This is a genomic window from Pseudomonas solani (assembly GCF_026072635.1).
Classification (GTDB): domain Bacteria; phylum Pseudomonadota; class Gammaproteobacteria; order Pseudomonadales; family Pseudomonadaceae; genus Metapseudomonas; species Metapseudomonas solani.
This window is the reverse complement of the sequence record NZ_AP023081.1, coordinates 2,814,640-2,828,800: the sequence shown is the minus strand read 5'-3', so window position 1 is coordinate 2,828,800 and position 14,161 is coordinate 2,814,640. Positions and strand designations below refer to the sequence as shown.

14 protein-coding genes are annotated in these 14,161 nt (G+C 67.5%); 10 read left to right on the top strand and 4 right to left on the bottom strand.

All coding sequences use genetic code 11. The features are described from left to right. Nucleotides 1-248 precede the first annotated feature (248 nt). Nucleotides 249-2,426, top strand: a complete 2,178-nt coding sequence (locus tag PSm6_RS12760; RefSeq protein WP_265170332.1) for a malate synthase G — start codon at nt 249-251, stop codon at nt 2,424-2,426. A gap of 59 nt (nt 2,427-2,485) precedes the next feature. Here PSm6_RS12760 and PSm6_RS12755 read toward each other — a convergent pair whose 3' ends face one another. From PSm6_RS12755 to PSm6_RS12740, 4 genes are all read right to left on the bottom strand, one after another. After that, nucleotides 2,486-3,055 (bottom strand): TetR/AcrR family transcriptional regulator, encoded by a 570-nt coding sequence (locus PSm6_RS12755; protein ID WP_265170331.1) that lies wholly within the window; start codon nt 3,053-3,055, stop codon nt 2,486-2,488. 63 nt (nt 3,056-3,118) lie between these two features. Beyond that, on the bottom strand, nt 3,119-3,526 hold the full coding sequence (locus PSm6_RS12750; protein ID WP_371877100.1) for a PaaI family thioesterase: 408 nt from the start codon (nt 3,524-3,526) through the stop codon (nt 3,119-3,121). Next, a complete protein-coding gene (locus tag PSm6_RS12745; RefSeq protein ID WP_265170330.1) occupies nt 3,526-3,957 on the bottom strand; it encodes a PaaI family thioesterase in 432 nt (143 codons plus the stop codon). Before PSm6_RS12745 ends, PSm6_RS12750 begins: the two co-directional genes overlap by 1 nt. Before the next feature lie 174 nt (nt 3,958-4,131). Next, nucleotides 4,132-4,638, bottom strand: coding sequence for a response regulator (locus tag PSm6_RS12740; protein WP_031289061.1), 507 nt, complete (start codon nt 4,636-4,638; stop codon nt 4,132-4,134). Nucleotides 4,639-4,933: 295 nt separating this feature from the next. Here PSm6_RS12740 and PSm6_RS12735 point away from each other — a divergent pair, with 295 nt between their 5' ends. The 9 genes from PSm6_RS12735 (at nt 4,934) to PSm6_RS12695 (ending at nt 14,116) form a co-directional block, all read left to right on the top strand. After that, on the top strand, nt 4,934-6,868 hold the full coding sequence (locus PSm6_RS12735; RefSeq protein WP_021222763.1) for a putative nucleotidyltransferase substrate binding domain-containing protein: 1,935 nt from the start codon (nt 4,934-4,936) through the stop codon (nt 6,866-6,868). Next, complete coding sequence (locus PSm6_RS12730; RefSeq protein ID WP_021222764.1) at nt 6,865-7,575, top strand: 3'-5' exonuclease; 711 nt, start codon at nt 6,865-6,867, stop codon at nt 7,573-7,575. The genes PSm6_RS12735 and PSm6_RS12730 overlap by 4 nt, the downstream gene beginning before the upstream one ends. 124 nt (nt 7,576-7,699) lie before the next feature. Next, nucleotides 7,700-8,218, top strand: coding sequence for an RNA polymerase sigma factor (locus PSm6_RS12725; RefSeq protein ID WP_021222765.1), 519 nt, complete (start codon nt 7,700-7,702; stop codon nt 8,216-8,218). Then, the gene (locus tag PSm6_RS12720) at nt 8,215-9,165 is read left to right on the top strand and encodes a FecR domain-containing protein (protein WP_043245739.1); all 951 of its coding nucleotides are present in this window, start codon (nt 8,215-8,217) and stop codon (nt 9,163-9,165) included. The genes PSm6_RS12725 and PSm6_RS12720 overlap by 4 nt, the downstream gene beginning before the upstream one ends. A gap of 139 nt (nt 9,166-9,304) precedes the next feature. Next, nucleotides 9,305-11,734 (top strand): TonB-dependent siderophore receptor, encoded by a 2,430-nt coding sequence (locus PSm6_RS12715; protein WP_265170329.1) that lies wholly within the window; start codon nt 9,305-9,307, stop codon nt 11,732-11,734. A gap of 69 nt (nt 11,735-11,803) precedes the next feature. Continuing rightward, nucleotides 11,804-12,928, top strand: coding sequence for a PepSY-associated TM helix domain-containing protein (locus PSm6_RS12710; RefSeq protein WP_021222768.1), 1,125 nt, complete (start codon nt 11,804-11,806; stop codon nt 12,926-12,928). After that, nucleotides 12,925-13,089, top strand: a complete 165-nt coding sequence (locus PSm6_RS12705; protein ID WP_164488210.1) for a hypothetical protein — start codon at nt 12,925-12,927, stop codon at nt 13,087-13,089. Before PSm6_RS12710 ends, PSm6_RS12705 begins: the two co-directional genes overlap by 4 nt. A 77-nt stretch (nt 13,090-13,166) precedes the next feature. After that, nucleotides 13,167-13,751 carry a Vgb family protein gene (locus PSm6_RS12700; RefSeq protein ID WP_265170328.1) on the top strand — a complete coding sequence of 195 codons (585 nt, stop codon included), beginning with the start codon at nt 13,167-13,169 and terminating at the stop codon, nt 13,749-13,751. Beyond that, nucleotides 13,748-14,116 (top strand): Vgb family protein, encoded by a 369-nt coding sequence (locus PSm6_RS12695; RefSeq protein ID WP_265170327.1) that lies wholly within the window; start codon nt 13,748-13,750, stop codon nt 14,114-14,116. Before PSm6_RS12700 ends, PSm6_RS12695 begins: the two co-directional genes overlap by 4 nt. The last annotated feature ends 45 nt before the right edge of the window (nt 14,117-14,161 follow it).

The window sequence follows — 14,161 nt, the reverse complement described above, 5'->3', positions numbered from 1 at the left end:
TTCACAGCCTGCGGCGCTGGGTCGCAGGCACGGTTTTTCAGAAATCGTGTACGTTTTTAAGATTTATCTGGAACAATCACCCAGTTTTTTGAGAACATTCTGCCCCCGCTGTGACTGTAAGGCGTTTTCCGGTCGCATAGCGACGCACGCCCATGATTTTTACGACGGGTTCATGTAGTATGCCGCGGCTCGGACTACAAGCACTGGAGCATGGTCCGAAGCGGATATTGAGCAGAGTGAGGCAAGCAATGACTGAGCGCGTTCAAGTCGGTGGCCTGCAGGTCGCCAGAGTCCTGTTCGACTTCGTGAATAACGAAGCCATCCCCGGAACCGGCCTCAGCGCCGATAAGTTCTGGGCCGGAGCCGAAGCGGTCATCAATGACCTGGCGCCCAAGAACAAAGCCCTGCTCGCCAAGCGCGACGAACTCCAGGCGCAGATCGATGCCTGGCACCAGGCGCGCGCCGGCCAGGCCCACGATGCCGTGGCCTACAAGACCTTCCTTCAGGAAATCGGCTACCTGCTCCCCGAGCCGGCCGACTTCCATGCCACCACCACCAACGTCGACGAAGAAATCGCCCGCATGGCCGGCCCGCAGCTGGTCGTACCGGTGATGAACGCCCGCTTCGCGCTGAACGCCGCCAACGCCCGCTGGGGTTCGCTGTACGACGCGCTCTACGGCACCGACGTGATCAGCGAAGAGAACGGCGCCGAGAAGGGCAAGGGCTACAACAAGGTCCGTGGTGACAAGGTCATCGCCTTCGCCCGCGCCTTCCTCGACGAAGCCGCCCCGCTGCACGACGGCTCCCACGTCGACGCCACCGCCTACGCCATCAAGGACGGCGCCTTCGCCGTGACCCTGAAGGACGGCACCGCGACCGGCCTCAAGGACGCTGCCCAGTTCATCGCCTTCCAGGGTGATGCCGCAGCCCCGCAAGCCCTGCTGCTGAAGCACAACGGCCTGCACTTCGAAATCCAGATCGACGCCAATAGCCCCATCGGCAAGACCGATGCCGCTGGCGTCAAGGACGTGCTGATGGAAGCCGCCCTGACCACCATCATGGATTGCGAAGACTCCGTTGCCGCCGTCGACGCCGACGACAAGACCGTGGTCTACCGCAACTGGCTGGGCCTGATGAAAGGCGACCTGGCCGAGAGCATGTCCAAGGGCGGCGCGACCTTCACCCGCACCATGAACCCCGACCGCGTCTACACCAAGGCCGACGGTTCCGAGCTGACCCTGCACGGCCGCAGCCTGCTGTTCGTGCGCAACGTCGGTCACCTGATGACCAACCCGGCCATTCTCGACGCCGCCGGCAACGAGATCCCGGAAGGCATCCAGGACGCGCTGTTCACCAGCCTGATCGCCCTGCACAACCTCAACGGCAACACCAGCCGCAAGAACACCCGCACCGGCTCGGTCTACATCGTCAAGCCGAAGATGCACGGTCCGGAAGAAGTCGCCTTCGCCGCTGAAATCTTCAGCCGCGTCGAGGATGTGCTCGGCATGCCGCGCAACACCCTGAAGGTCGGCATCATGGACGAAGAGCGCCGTACCACCATCAACCTCAAGGCGTGCATCAAGGCCGCCAGCGAGCGCGTGGTCTTCATCAACACCGGCTTCCTCGACCGCACCGGTGACGAAATCCACACCTCCATGGAAGCTGGCGCCGTTGTGCGCAAGGCCGCCATGAAGAGCGAGAAGTGGATCGGCGCCTACGAAAACAACAACGTCGACATCGGCCTGGCCACCGGCCTGCAAGGCCGCGCCCAGATCGGCAAGGGCATGTGGGCCATGCCCGACCTGATGGCCGGCATGCTCGAGCAGAAGATCGGCCACCCGCTGGCCGGCGCCAACACCGCCTGGGTGCCGTCGCCGACCGCCGCCACCCTGCACGCCCTGCACTACCACAAGGTCGACGTGTTCGCCCGTCAGGCCGAACTGGCCAAGCGCACGCCCGCCTCGGTGGACGACATCCTTACCATCCCGCTGGCGCCCAACACCAACTGGACCGCTGACGAGATCCAGAACGAACTGGACAACAACGCCCAGGGCATCCTCGGCTATGTAGTGCGCTGGATCGACCAGGGCGTCGGCTGCTCCAAGGTGCCGGACATCAACGATGTCGGCCTGATGGAAGACCGCGCCACCCTGCGTATCTCCAGCCAGCTGCTGGCCAACTGGCTGCGCCACAACGTGGTCACCGAGGAGCAGATCCTCGCCAGCCTCAAGCGTATGGCCCCGGTGGTTGACCGTCAGAACGCCAACGACCCGCTGTACCGCCCGCTGGCCCCCAACTTCGACGACAACGTAGCCTTCCAGGCCGCGGTCGAACTGGTGGTCGAAGGCACCAAGCAGCCCAACGGCTACACCGAGCCGGTCCTGCACCGTCGTCGCCGCGAGTTCAAGGCGAAGAACGGCCTGTAAGCCGGGCTCCACAAAAAACCGCCCCTCGGGGCGGTTTTTTCATGCCTGTGAAAAGCCCTTCATCCCGGCAACAAGGGCAGCAGCTCCGCCTCGATCAATTGCAGCGGCCGCAGCGAACGCTGCACCCGGGCCACACCCAGCGCGCCTTCCAGGGCGGCGATCAGCAACCAGGCACGGCTCTCGGCGACAGCCGCCGGCACACCGTCCGCGCCCAGCGCCTGCTCGAACACGCCGTGCCAGCCATCCAGCGCGGCGCCGCAACGCTGGTGAACGCCGTTCAGCTCATCGTCGATGCTCAAGGTGGTGGCGAAGATCGGGCAGGACTCGGCGTAGCCCGACGCCTCCAGCCAACCGCGCAGTGTGGCGGTGAACCCCAGCAGGGCGTTGCGGGCATGGGGCGCCCGGCTTGCGGCCTGTTCGAGATGCGCACGCACCTCGCTGGCGACGAAGTCGATGGCCGCGCCGACGATCTCCGGCTTGCCATCGGGGAAGTAGTGATAGAGCGAACCCTTGGGCGTTTCCGAGCGCGCGATGATGTCGCCCAGGGCGGTGCCGAAATAGCCCTTGCTCGCCAGCAGTGAAGCGGTGGCGCGCACGACGCGATCGGCAGCGTTGGATTTCTTCGGCAAGGGAACCTCTCCAGGGCAGTGACGCGCGCCGGTCCCCCGGCGCGCGCAAAGCATGCCCGAGCTTCAGGGAATATGAAACACAGCGCTGGCGCGGGCCACGGGGTGCCCGCTGCTGCTCAGGTCGGCACTGGCGAAGGCCAGGCGCTGGCCAATCTTGTGGATCGCCGTGCGCACCTCCACCAGGTCGCCCAGGCGTGCCGCCCCGCAGAAGTCCAGGCTCAGGTTCACCGTGGCCATCGCCAGGGGCGGCTCCTGTGAGAAGGCCGTGGAGTAGCCCAGCGCGACATCCGCCAGGGTGCAGAGCAAACCACCATGGGCGGTGCCCCGCAGGTTGCAGTGCTTCTGCTGGATGCGCGCCGCGATGACCAGGCCGCCCTCCTCGTCGCGCCGGGAATACAGCGGGCCCAGCAGATCGAGGAAGGGGCTGCTGCGGAACAGCGGCTCGAAGCCGGGAGGCGTTCCGATATCCATCAGCGCCCACCCTCGCCACCGACCTTGGCCACGCTGGCCAGGGCCACCGCCACCAGTTTCTCTTCGCCATTCCTGATCGCGAAGACCTCGGCGAAGGTGGCCAGGGACCGGCTCGATGCCTTCAGCACCCGCCCCCGGGCCAGCAACCGCTCACCCACCGCCGGCGCCAGCAGGTTGAGTTTGTACTCCGAGGTCACCACGTCCCCCGCCACCGAGGCCGCCGCCCAGGCGCAGGCGCTGTCGGCCATGAAGCCGACCACTGCGCCATGCACGAAGCCATGGTGCTGGTGCATCACCTCCGGCTTCACGTCGACTTCCAACTCGACGACGCCATCGCCCAGCGCATTGACGCGCGCGCCCATCAGCGCAGCGAAGGGGGTGGCGCGGATCACCGCCTCGAGTCTTTCCAGCAAACGCGGATTCTCACTCATGACACGTCCTCCTGAAGAAAATGGCCGGCCTTTTTATATAGACCGGTCTAACTATTTTGCTCAGAAAGCGATCACCCACAAGCAGGCGCAGGCCTGCATCAGGCCGGCGAATACCAGGCCAACCAGCACCTTGATGAACGGAGGGAGGAAATGAAAAGCCGCCTCGCGGCGGCTTCAGGCGCTTTTCAGCGCAAGGATTTCGGCCTTGCCTTGCCTCGCCCTCACCGGCGGGCTCTTCGCCGGCGGAGCCCCCAGCTCGTTGCGCACCAGCGTAACCAGGCGGCTGATATCCACGGGCTTGAGCAGGAAATCGAGCACCTTCAGGCGCATGGCCTCGATAGCGTCCTGCACATCGGCGTCACCGCTGGTGATGATCACCGGCAGGTCGGCACGTGCCGATTGGCGAACCTCGCGGACCAGCTCCAGGCCGCCGCCGCAGGGCAGGTGCAGCTCGGTCACCAGCAGGTCGATGGAGGGCCGCGCCAGCAGCAGCGCCAGTGCCTGCTCGGCGCTGCCGGCGGTGGTGCAGACGATGCCCTGGGCCAGCAACCGCTCGGCCAGGGCGTCACGCGCCGCCTCGTCGCCGTCCACCAGCAGGACGCTGGGCTGGGCGTTGGGCACGCGCACGAGCTCATCGAGGGCCTTCATCTCCTCCTGGCTCAGCAAGTCACCGTAGCTCATGGACTTCACCTCGTAGCGGCCGTTGCAGGCGCGCTGCTCCACACAAAACCGGAATGCGCGGGATTACGCCTGTGTGATAGCGGATGAACATAAGAGTTCCTGCACCCCCGCCGAACGGTACGAAAAACGACCAACGCGACGGCACGCACGCAAAACCCCGGTCCAGACAGCCCCGGCCTTGGCGACCGAGCGACCGGTAGGCGCCGGCGGCCTCTCTATACTTACGTCCAATGTGCAGCACCGCTGCAGCCACCGACCATGCACCCCACAACAAGAGAGCCGTGGAACCCACAGCATGAGCACGACGGACGCCTTCGCCCAGGCGGGCAAGCTGGCGGTGATGCAGAACGTCCATGGCACCATGGAATTCCTGCAGAAATTCCCCCCCTTCAACCAGATGGAAAGCGCCCACCTGGCCTACCTGGTGGAGAACTGCCTGCTGCGTTTCTACGGGCGTGGGGAATCCATCATCAAGCCCAGCGACGGGCCGGTGGAGCACTTCTATATCGTCAAGCAGGGCCGAGTCGTCGGCGAGCGCCCGCATTCGGCCAAGCGCGGCACCGAAACCACCTTCGAGATCGCCGGCGGCGAGTGCTTCCCCCTCGCCGCCCTGCTCGGCGAACGCGCTACCCGCACCGAGCACCTGGCCGGTGAAGACACCTTCTGCCTGCTCCTGGCCAAGCCGGCGTTCGTGCGCCTGTTCGCCCTCTCCGGCCCCTTCCGCGACTTCGCCCTGCGCGGCGTCAGCAGCCTGCTCGACCAGGTCAACCAGCAGGTGCAGCTGCGCGCGGTGGAAACCCTCGGCGCCCAGTACTCCCTCGACACCCGCCTGATCGACCTCGCCGTGCGCCAGCCCATCGCCTGCCCGCCGCAGATGCCCCTGCGCGACGCGGTGCGGCTGATGCACGAGAACCAGGTGGGCAGCATCGTCATCGTCGACGAGCAGCAGCGGCCCCAGGGCATCTTCACCCTGCGCGACCTGCGCCGGGTGATCGCCGACGCCTGCGCCGACCTCGGCCAGAGCATCGCCGAGCTGATGACCCAGGAGCCTTTCCACCTGCCCCCGGACGCCAGCGCCTTCGACGCCGCCATCGCCATGACCGAGCGCCACATCGCCCACGTCTGCGTGGTGGACGACGGCCGCCTGCGCGGCGTGGTCTCCGAGCGCGACCTGTTTTCCCTGCAACGCGTCGACCTGGTGCACCTGGCGCGCACCATCCGCCACGCCGGCCGGGTGGAAACCCTCGCCGCCCTGCGCAACGACATCCAGCGCCTGGTGGACAGCATGCTCGCCCACGGCGCCAGCTCCACCCAGATCACCCACATCATCACCCTGCTCAACGACCACACCGTGTGCCGGGTCATCGAGCTGGCCATCGAAGCCCTGGGCGACCCCGGCCTGCCCTTCACCTGGCTGTGCTTCGGCAGCGAAGGCCGCCGCGAGCAGACCCTGCACACCGACCAGGACAACGGCATCCTCTTCGAGGCCCGCGACGCCGCCGAAGCCGCCGCCATCCGTGGGCGCCTGCTGCCCCTGGCCGAACGCATCAACCAGGACCTGGCCACATGCGGCTTCGAGCTGTGCCGGGGGCGCATCATGGCCAGCAACCCCGAGCTGTGCCTGTCGCGCCAGGAATGGAGCCGCCGCTTCGCCGGTTTCATCCGCGAAGCCACGCCGGAAAGCCTGCTGGGCTCGAGCATCTACTTCGACCTGCGCACCGTCTGGGGTGACCGCGAGAGCTGCGAGCAACTGCGCCGCGAGGTGCTCGCCCAGGTCGCCGACAACCGTCTGTTCCAGCGCCTGATGGCCGACAACGCCCTGCGCCAGCGCCCGCCCGTGGGCCGCTTCCGCGATTTCGTGGTGGCCCGCAAGGGCGCCGAGAAAGACACCCTCGACCTCAAGGTCCAGGGCCTCACCCCCTTCGTCGACGGCGCGCGCCTGCTGGCCCTGGCCCACGGCATCGACAGCTGCAACACCCTCGAACGCCTGCGCCAACTGGTCGCCCACGAAGTGATCGACGCCCAGGACGGCGCCGCCTTCGAGGAGGCCTACCACTTCATCCAGCAGACCCGCATGCAGCAGCACCAGCAACAGGCCCGCCAGGGGCTGCCCTTCTCCAACCGCCTCGACCCGGACAGCCTCAACCACCTGGACCGGCGCATCCTCCGTGAGTCCTTCCGCCAGGCCCAGCGCCTGCAGGCCAGCCTCGCGCTGCGCTATCAGCTATGAACGCCCTCGCCTGGCTCACCCGGCGCCACCGCCCGGAACTCACCGACAACCAGCAGCGCCGCCGGGAACAGTTGGCAGTGCCAAGCGGGCTGGGCGACGGCCCCCTGCACGAACAGCGCTTCGTGGTGCTCGACCTGGAAACCAGCGGCCTGAACATGAGCCGCGACCTGGTGCTGTCCATCGGTGCGGTGAGCATCGAGAACGGCGCCATCGACCTCGGCCACCAGTTCGAAGCCACCCTGCACCGCGAAACCGGCCGTGTCAGCCCCAGCGTGCTGATCCACGGCATCGCCCCCAGCGAGTCGGCAGAAGGCGTGGAGCCCGCCGAAGCCCTGCTGGCCTTCATGGAATACCTCGGCGACAGCCCGCTGCTGGCCTTCCACGCCCCCTTCGACCAGCGCATGCTCGCCCGCGCCCTCCGGCGTGACCTCGGCCACCGCCTGCAGCACCCCTTCCTCGACGTCGCCGAACTGGCCCCGCTGCTGTGCCCCGACGCCGGCATCCGCAACGGCGGGCTGGACCAATGGGCCGAGTATTTCGGCCTGCAGGTGCAGCAGCGCCACCACGCCAGCGCCGACGCCCTGGCCACCGCCGAAATGGCCCTGATCCTCTTCAGCCGCGCCCGCCAACAGGGCCTTGGCAGCCCCGCCGCCCTCGCCGCCGCCCTGACCCGCTGGCAACGCCGGCAGCAGCAACCCGGCCTCTGATCCCACCGCGAACGGTCGTCGCCAACCGACGGCCTGCGATTGCGGCCCGTGGCCAGCATGGGCATAATTGCGAATCATTCTCGATCTATTTCCTACCAGCCAGCTTCGAGCGGCGGAGGTTGCAGTGTCGCTTGGGGAAACCACGAACCATGCTCTGGCGGGCGCGCTCTATCGCGACCATCGCGACTGGCTGCTCGGCTGGCTGAGGCGCAGCCTGAGCTGCCCCCATCGGGCGGAAGACCTCAGCCAGGACGCCTTCGTGCGCATCCTCGGCAAGCCCGACCTGCACCAGGTGCGCGAGCCCCGTGCCCTGCTCACCACCATTGCCCGTGGCCTGCTGGTGGACCACTTCCGCCGCAGCGCCCTGGAACGCGCCTACCTCGACGAGCTGGCCCTGGTGCCCGAAGCCGTGCACCCGGACCTGGAAGAACAGGCGCTGATCCTCGAAGCCCTGCGCGAGATCGACCGCCTGCTGGGCACGCTATCCAGCAAGGCCCGCGCCGCCTTCCTCTACAACCGTGTCGACGGCCTGGGCCACGCCGAAATCGCTGAGCGCCTGGGCGTCTCCGTGCCGCGCGTGCGCCAGTACCTCGCCCAGGGCCTGCGCCAGTGCTACATCGCGCTCTACGGTGAGCCGACGTGAATCGCGCCCCGGTTTCCTCACAGGTTCTCGACGAAGCCATCCACTGGCAGCTGTGCCTGGGCTCGGGCGACGCCAGTGCCGGCGAGCAGGCGGAGTTTCTCCACTGGCACGCCGCCAATGCCGAGCACGCCCGCGCCTGGGCGCAACTGGCCGGGCTCGACCAGCAATTCATCGCCGCCGGCAGCGCCCCGGCCCGCCGAGCCCTGCTGCGCTCGCCGCGCCGCATGCGCCGCAGCGGCGGCCTGCTCGGCCTGGTGCTGGTCGGCGCCCTGGCCCTGGGCCTGGCCAACCAGCAGCGCCCACTGAACGACTGGCTGGCCGACGAAGTCACCGCCAGCGGCGAACAACGCGACCTGCTGCTGCCCGACAGCACCCACGTTCGCCTCAACAGCCGCAGTGCCCTGGACATCGAGTTCGACCCGGCCCAGCGCCGCATCCGCCTGCGCAGCGGCGAGATCCTCGTCGAAACCGCCCACGGCGACCCGCGCCCCTTCGTGGTCGGCACCGAGAACGGTGACCTGCGCGCCCTCGGCACCCGCTTCCTGGTACGCGCCGAGAAAGACGGCACGCGCCTGGTCGTCCTGCAATCGGCGGTCGCCGCCCACCCGGCCCAGACCGACGACGAACGCATCATCAAGGAAGGCCAGCAGGTGCTCATGCGCCGCACCCAACTGGAGGCCAGCCAGCCCGCCGCCGTGGGCGCCGACGCCTGGGTGCACGGCATGCTGGTGGTGGAAAACGCCCGCCTCGCCGACCTGCTGGAGCAGTTGGGCGAATACCGCAGCGGCTACCTGGGCGTCGCCCCGGAAATCGCCGACCTGCGCATCAGCGGCAGCTTCCCCCTGCGCAACAGCGACCTCGCCCTGGACGCCCTACCCCCCAGCCTGCCCGTGCGCATCGAACGCCACACCGGCTGGTGGACCCGCGTGGTGCCCGCCGAGAAATAGCGCTTCAACCCGGGCTCCGGCCCGGGAAAACCGCCATCCGGCGGACATCCGAAAAATATTTCGCAGGGCCCCTATCACTTTTCTATCCTGATCCGGCAACAGGTCATTGAGACTTATTTCCTATCAGGAGTCGTTCGCAATGACGTTTGCCTTCCGCCCCAGCCTGCTCGCCGCCGCCATCGTCCTGGGTAGCCTGTCCACCCAGGCCAGCGCCGATACCCAGCAGTACCAGCTGCCCGCCGCGCCCATGGCCAGCACCCTGAGCCGCATCGCCAGCGAAGCCGGCATCGTCCTGAGCATCGACCCATCGCTGACCGCCGGTAAAACCGCCCAGCCGGTGCAAGGCGAATACTCGCCGGTCGCCGCACTCAACGCCGCCCTTAACGGCAGCGGCCTGCAACTGGTGAAAAGCCCCTCGGGCACCTTCAGCCTGGAGCCCGTAGCCGATACCGGCCTGGCTCTGCCGGCCACCAATATCGACGCCGCCGGTGTTGGCGAAAGCGCCTGGGGCCCCACTACCGGCTACCTGGCCAAACGCACCGCCGCTGGCACCAAAACGGATACCGCTCTGGCCGAAGCCCCGCGTTCGATTTCCGTCGCCACCCGCGAGCAGATGCAGGACCGCAGCGTCCACAGCCTCGACGACACGGTGAAATACATGCCCGGCATCGTCTCCGCCAGCTTCGGCAGCGACACCCGCTACGACTGGATGCGCGTGCGCGGCTTCGAGCCGACCCACTTCCTCGATGGCCTGCCGCTGCCGCGCGGCGTCTACGCCAACCCGAAACCGGAAACCTGGAATCTGGACCGCCTGGCCCTGCTGCGTGGCCCGGCTTCCTCCGTATACGGCCAGACCCCGCCCGGAGGCCTGCTGGACATGGTCAGCCGTCGCCCGAGCGCCGAGACCCGCCACGAGATCGAAGTGCAGTACGGAAGCGACAACCATCGCCAGATCAACTTCGCCAGCACCGGCAAGATCGACGAGCAGGGCCAGTTCCTCTACGGCCTGAGCGGCGTGGTACGCGACAGCGGTACGCAGATCGACCATGTCGATAACAAGCGCTACAACATCGCCCCCAGCCTGACCTGGAACATCGACCCCGACACCAGCCTCACCCTGCTGTCGCAGTTCACCCGCGACGATACCGGCACCACCAGCCAGTTCCGTCCGATCCAGGGCACCAAGATCGATATGCCGTTCGGCAAGATCTCCCACCACAAGAACCTGGGTGACCCGGACTACGACTTCTACGACCGCACCTACTATGCGCTGGGCTATGCCTTCGAACATCGCTTCAACGATGTCTGGCAGTTCCGCCAGAACCTGCGCTACACCAAGTCCGAGCTGTCGTTCCAGACCGTCACCGTCAACAGCTACATCCCATCGCTCGCCGGCTTCGGCTACGTGGTCGACGCCAACGGCAATGTTGGTCGCAACAGCACCAACACCGATGAGGACATCAGCCAGTTCGCGGTGGACAACAACTTCCAGGCCGACTTCGCCACCGGCGGCATCGATCACACCCTGCTGCTCGGCCTCGATCACCAGCGCATCGAGACCGACTACATGTCGGTCTTCGGTACCGCCTTCAACGGCTACGCCCCGCCGGACATCAACGTCAACAACCCGGTCTCCGGCCAGCCGATCGTCCGCCCTCCGCGTTCGCTGGCGTACTACGACTACAACCAGAAGACCAACCAGACCGGCCTCTACGTCCAGGACCAGATGGCCCTCGACCAGTGGCGCCTGACCCTCGGCGGCCGTGAGGACTGGGTGCACACCGGCACCACCTTCCTCAACCAGAGCGATGCCACCAACACCGAGCGCGACAAGGCCTTCAGCGGTAACGCCGCCCTCAGCTACGTGTTCGACTCCGGCTTCACGCCCTACCTGTCGTACGCCGAGTCCTTCCAGCCCACCAGCAACGCCACGGCATCGCCGACCGATTCCTTCAAACCGACCGAAGGCAAGCAGTGGGAGCTGGGCATCAAGTACCAGCCGCCGGGCAGCGACATCCTGCTGACCGCCGCCGTCTATGACCTGACCCAGCAAAACGTGTCGGTCACCAATCGCATCAACGGCACGCCGGTCACCAGCCAGGACGGCGAAGTGAAGGTCAAGGGCCTGGAGCTGGAAGCGGTGGGCAACGTCACCGAAAGCCTGAAGCTGATCGCCTCCTACACCCAGGCGAAGTCCGAGGTGCAGGACGGCGAGTACAAGGGCAAGCGCCTGCAGCTGATGCCCAACCGCCAGGCCTCGCTGTGGGCCGACTTCACCTGGCACAACGGCGTGCTCGACGGCTTCGGCATCGCCGCCGGCGCCCGCTACACCGGCAACACCTTCGGTGACCAGGCCAACTCCGAGCTCGGCTTCGCCAAGTCCTACACCGTGTTCGATGCCGCCGTGCACTACGACCTCGGCCGCCTGGACAGCAGCCTGAACGGTGCGTCGGTAGCGCTCAACGCCACCAACCTGCTGGACAAGGACTACCTCTCCACCTGCGATGCCTACTACTGCTACTACGGTGACGAGCGCAGCGTCGTCGCCAGCGCCACCTACAAGTGGTAAGCCACTAAGTCGTACACCACGCGCCACCGAGGCCGCCCGCTGGGCGGCCTTCGGCTTTTGGACAGACTCATGAAATCAACCACCATCCGCCGCTGGTCCTTCGTCCACACCTGGACCAGCCTGATCTGCACGGCCTTCCTGCTGCTCCTGGCACTGACCGGCCTGCCGCTGATCTTCCACCACGAGATCGACCACCTGCTGGGCGACGCCCCGGTGCTGCGCGAGATGCCGGCGGACTCGCCGCGCCTCGACCTGCAGCAACTGGTGCAGGCCGCCGAGGCCCATCGCCAGGGCGAGGTGGTGCAGTACCTGGGCTGGGAAGACGACGAGCCCAACGGCGTGGTGGCCATCACCGCCGCCACCGCCGGCACCGAACCCAATTCCTCGCACACCTTCATGCTCGACGCCCGCAGCGGCGAACCGGTGGCCATGCCCTCGGCCAACGGCGGCTTCATGATGACCATGCTGCGCCTGCACGTGGACCTGTTCGCCGGGTTGCCGGGCAAGCTGCTGCTGGCCTTCATGGGCCTGCTGTTTGTGGTCGCGATCGTCTCCGGTGCGGTGCTCTACGCGCCCTTCATGCGCCGCCTGGAGTTCGGCACCGTGCGCCGCGACCGCTCCACCCGCACCCGCTGGCTGGACCTGCACAACCTGATCGGCATCGTCACCCTGACCTGGGCCCTGGTGGTCGGCGTCACCGGGGTGATCAGCGCCTGCGCCGACCTGGTGATCGCCGCCTGGCGCAACGAGAGCCTGGCCGCCATGGTCGAGCCCTACCGCGACGCCCCGCCGCTCACCGAGCGCGCCCCGGCCACACGCCTGCTGGAGATCGCCGGCCGGGCGACGCCGGGCATGGCGCCGGACTTCATCGCCTTCCCCGGCACGCGCTTCTCCAGCGAGCACCACTACTCGGTGTTCATGAAGGGCAGCAGCCACCTCACCTCGCACCTGTGGACGCCGGTGCTGATCGACGCGCGCACCCTGGCCGTCACCGCCATCGGCGAGCGCCCGTGGTACATGGACGCCCTGGCCATGTCCCAGCCGCTGCACTTCGGCGACTACGGCGGCCTGCCCATGCAGCTGCTGTGGGCGACCCTGGACGTGCTGACCATCATCGTCCTCGGCAGCGGGCTCTACCTCTGGTGGGTGCGCCGACGCGCGCCGGCGCGGCAGCGTGGGGAGGCGGCGGCATGAACCTGAAGCGCACCTTCGCCGTGCCCGCGCTGCTGGCGGCGCTCACCGCCATCGGCCTGGTGGGCGCCCTGCTCGGCGACGGCCTCTGGGACGCCCTGGCCTGGGTCGGCCTGGGCATCCCCGCCTTCCTAGGCATCCGTCCCTTGCTGCTGCGGCGCTGAGCCGCCGGGGAAATTCGCGGCGAACCCTTGGAGCGCGGCGGCGTCCATACGTCTGTGTCCCAGACCTGGAGGTCGCCATGCTCCGCAACGCTGCTGCGCTCCTGTTCGCCGCCCTGCTCAGCACGACCGTGCTCGCCGCCGAGGTGAAGTACTTCCCCCTGCCACCGGGCAGCGGCCCGCGCGACGTGGCCCCCGCCACCGACGGCCGCGTCTGGTACACCGCGCAGAAACTCGGCCTGCTCGGGCTGCTCGACCCCATGACCGGGCAGAGCCAGCAGATCGCCCTCGGCGCCGGCTCCAGCCCGCGCGGCGTGGTGGTCGGCCAGGACGGCGCGGCCTGGGTCACCGACGCCGGCCTCAACGCCCTGGTGAAGGTCGACCCGGACCGCCTCAGCGCCAAGCACTACCCCTTGCCGGGCAGCGCCGCCGACGCCGGCCTCAACAGCGCCACCTTCGATAGGGCCGGGCTGCTCTGGTTCACCGGGCAGGACGGCTACTACGGCCGACTCGACCCGAAGAACGGCGAGATCAAGGTCTGGCCCGCCCCCGGCGGCGCCGGGCCCTACGGCATCACCACCACCCCAATGGCGAGATCTGGTACGCCAGCCTCGACGGCAAGCACATCGCCCGCATCGACGCCGGCTCCGGCCATGCCGAGGTGATCGCCTCGCCCGAGGCGCAGCAGGGGCCGCAACGCATCTGGAGCGATTCCAAGGGCACCCTCTGGGTCAGTGAAAGCGGCAGCGGCAAGCTCAGCCGCTACGACCCGCTGGCCAACGCCTGGAACAGCTGGGACCTGCCCGGCGGCAAGGCCGACGCCCATGCCATGTTCGTCGACGAGCAGGACCGCATCTGGATCAGCGATTTCAGCAGCAACGCCATCCTCCGCTTCAATCCCTTCAGCCAGCGCTTCACCGCCTTCCCCAGCGACCAGGCCAACGCCCGCGTGCTGCAGCTCTCCGGCCGCATCGGCGAAGTCTGGGGCGCGGAATCGGGCCTCGACCGGCTGGTGATGATCAGGGATTGAGCGGGTACAAGGCTCAACCCAGGCACCGTCATCCTACGGACCAGG

Bases quoted from the DNA above. Each gene is read 5' to 3' on its own strand.
- PSm6_RS12730 (WP_021222764.1), top strand. From the start codon at position 6,865: ATGAACGCCCTCGCCTGGCTCACCCGGCGCCACCGCCCGGAACTCACC.
- PSm6_RS12740 (WP_031289061.1), bottom strand. From the start codon at position 4,638: ATGAGCTACGGTGACTTGCTGAGCCAGGAGGAGATGAAGGCCCTCGAT.
- PSm6_RS12750 (WP_371877100.1), bottom strand. From the start codon at position 3,526: ATGGATATCGGAACGCCTCCCGGCTTCGAGCCGCTGTTCCGCAGCAGC.
- PSm6_RS12745 (WP_265170330.1), bottom strand. From the start codon at position 3,957: ATGAGTGAGAATCCGCGTTTGCTGGAAAGACTCGAGGCGGTGATCCGC.
- PSm6_RS12710 (WP_021222768.1), top strand. From the start codon at position 11,804: ATGAAATCAACCACCATCCGCCGCTGGTCCTTCGTCCACACCTGGACC.
- PSm6_RS12735 (WP_021222763.1), top strand. From the start codon at position 4,934: ATGAGCACGACGGACGCCTTCGCCCAGGCGGGCAAGCTGGCGGTGATG.
- PSm6_RS12700 (WP_265170328.1), top strand. From the start codon at position 13,167: ATGCTCCGCAACGCTGCTGCGCTCCTGTTCGCCGCCCTGCTCAGCACG.
- PSm6_RS12760 (WP_265170332.1), top strand. From the start codon at position 249: ATGACTGAGCGCGTTCAAGTCGGTGGCCTGCAGGTCGCCAGAGTCCTG.
- PSm6_RS12715 (WP_265170329.1), top strand. From the start codon at position 9,305: ATGACGTTTGCCTTCCGCCCCAGCCTGCTCGCCGCCGCCATCGTCCTG.
- PSm6_RS12705 (WP_164488210.1), top strand. From the start codon at position 12,925: ATGAACCTGAAGCGCACCTTCGCCGTGCCCGCGCTGCTGGCGGCGCTC.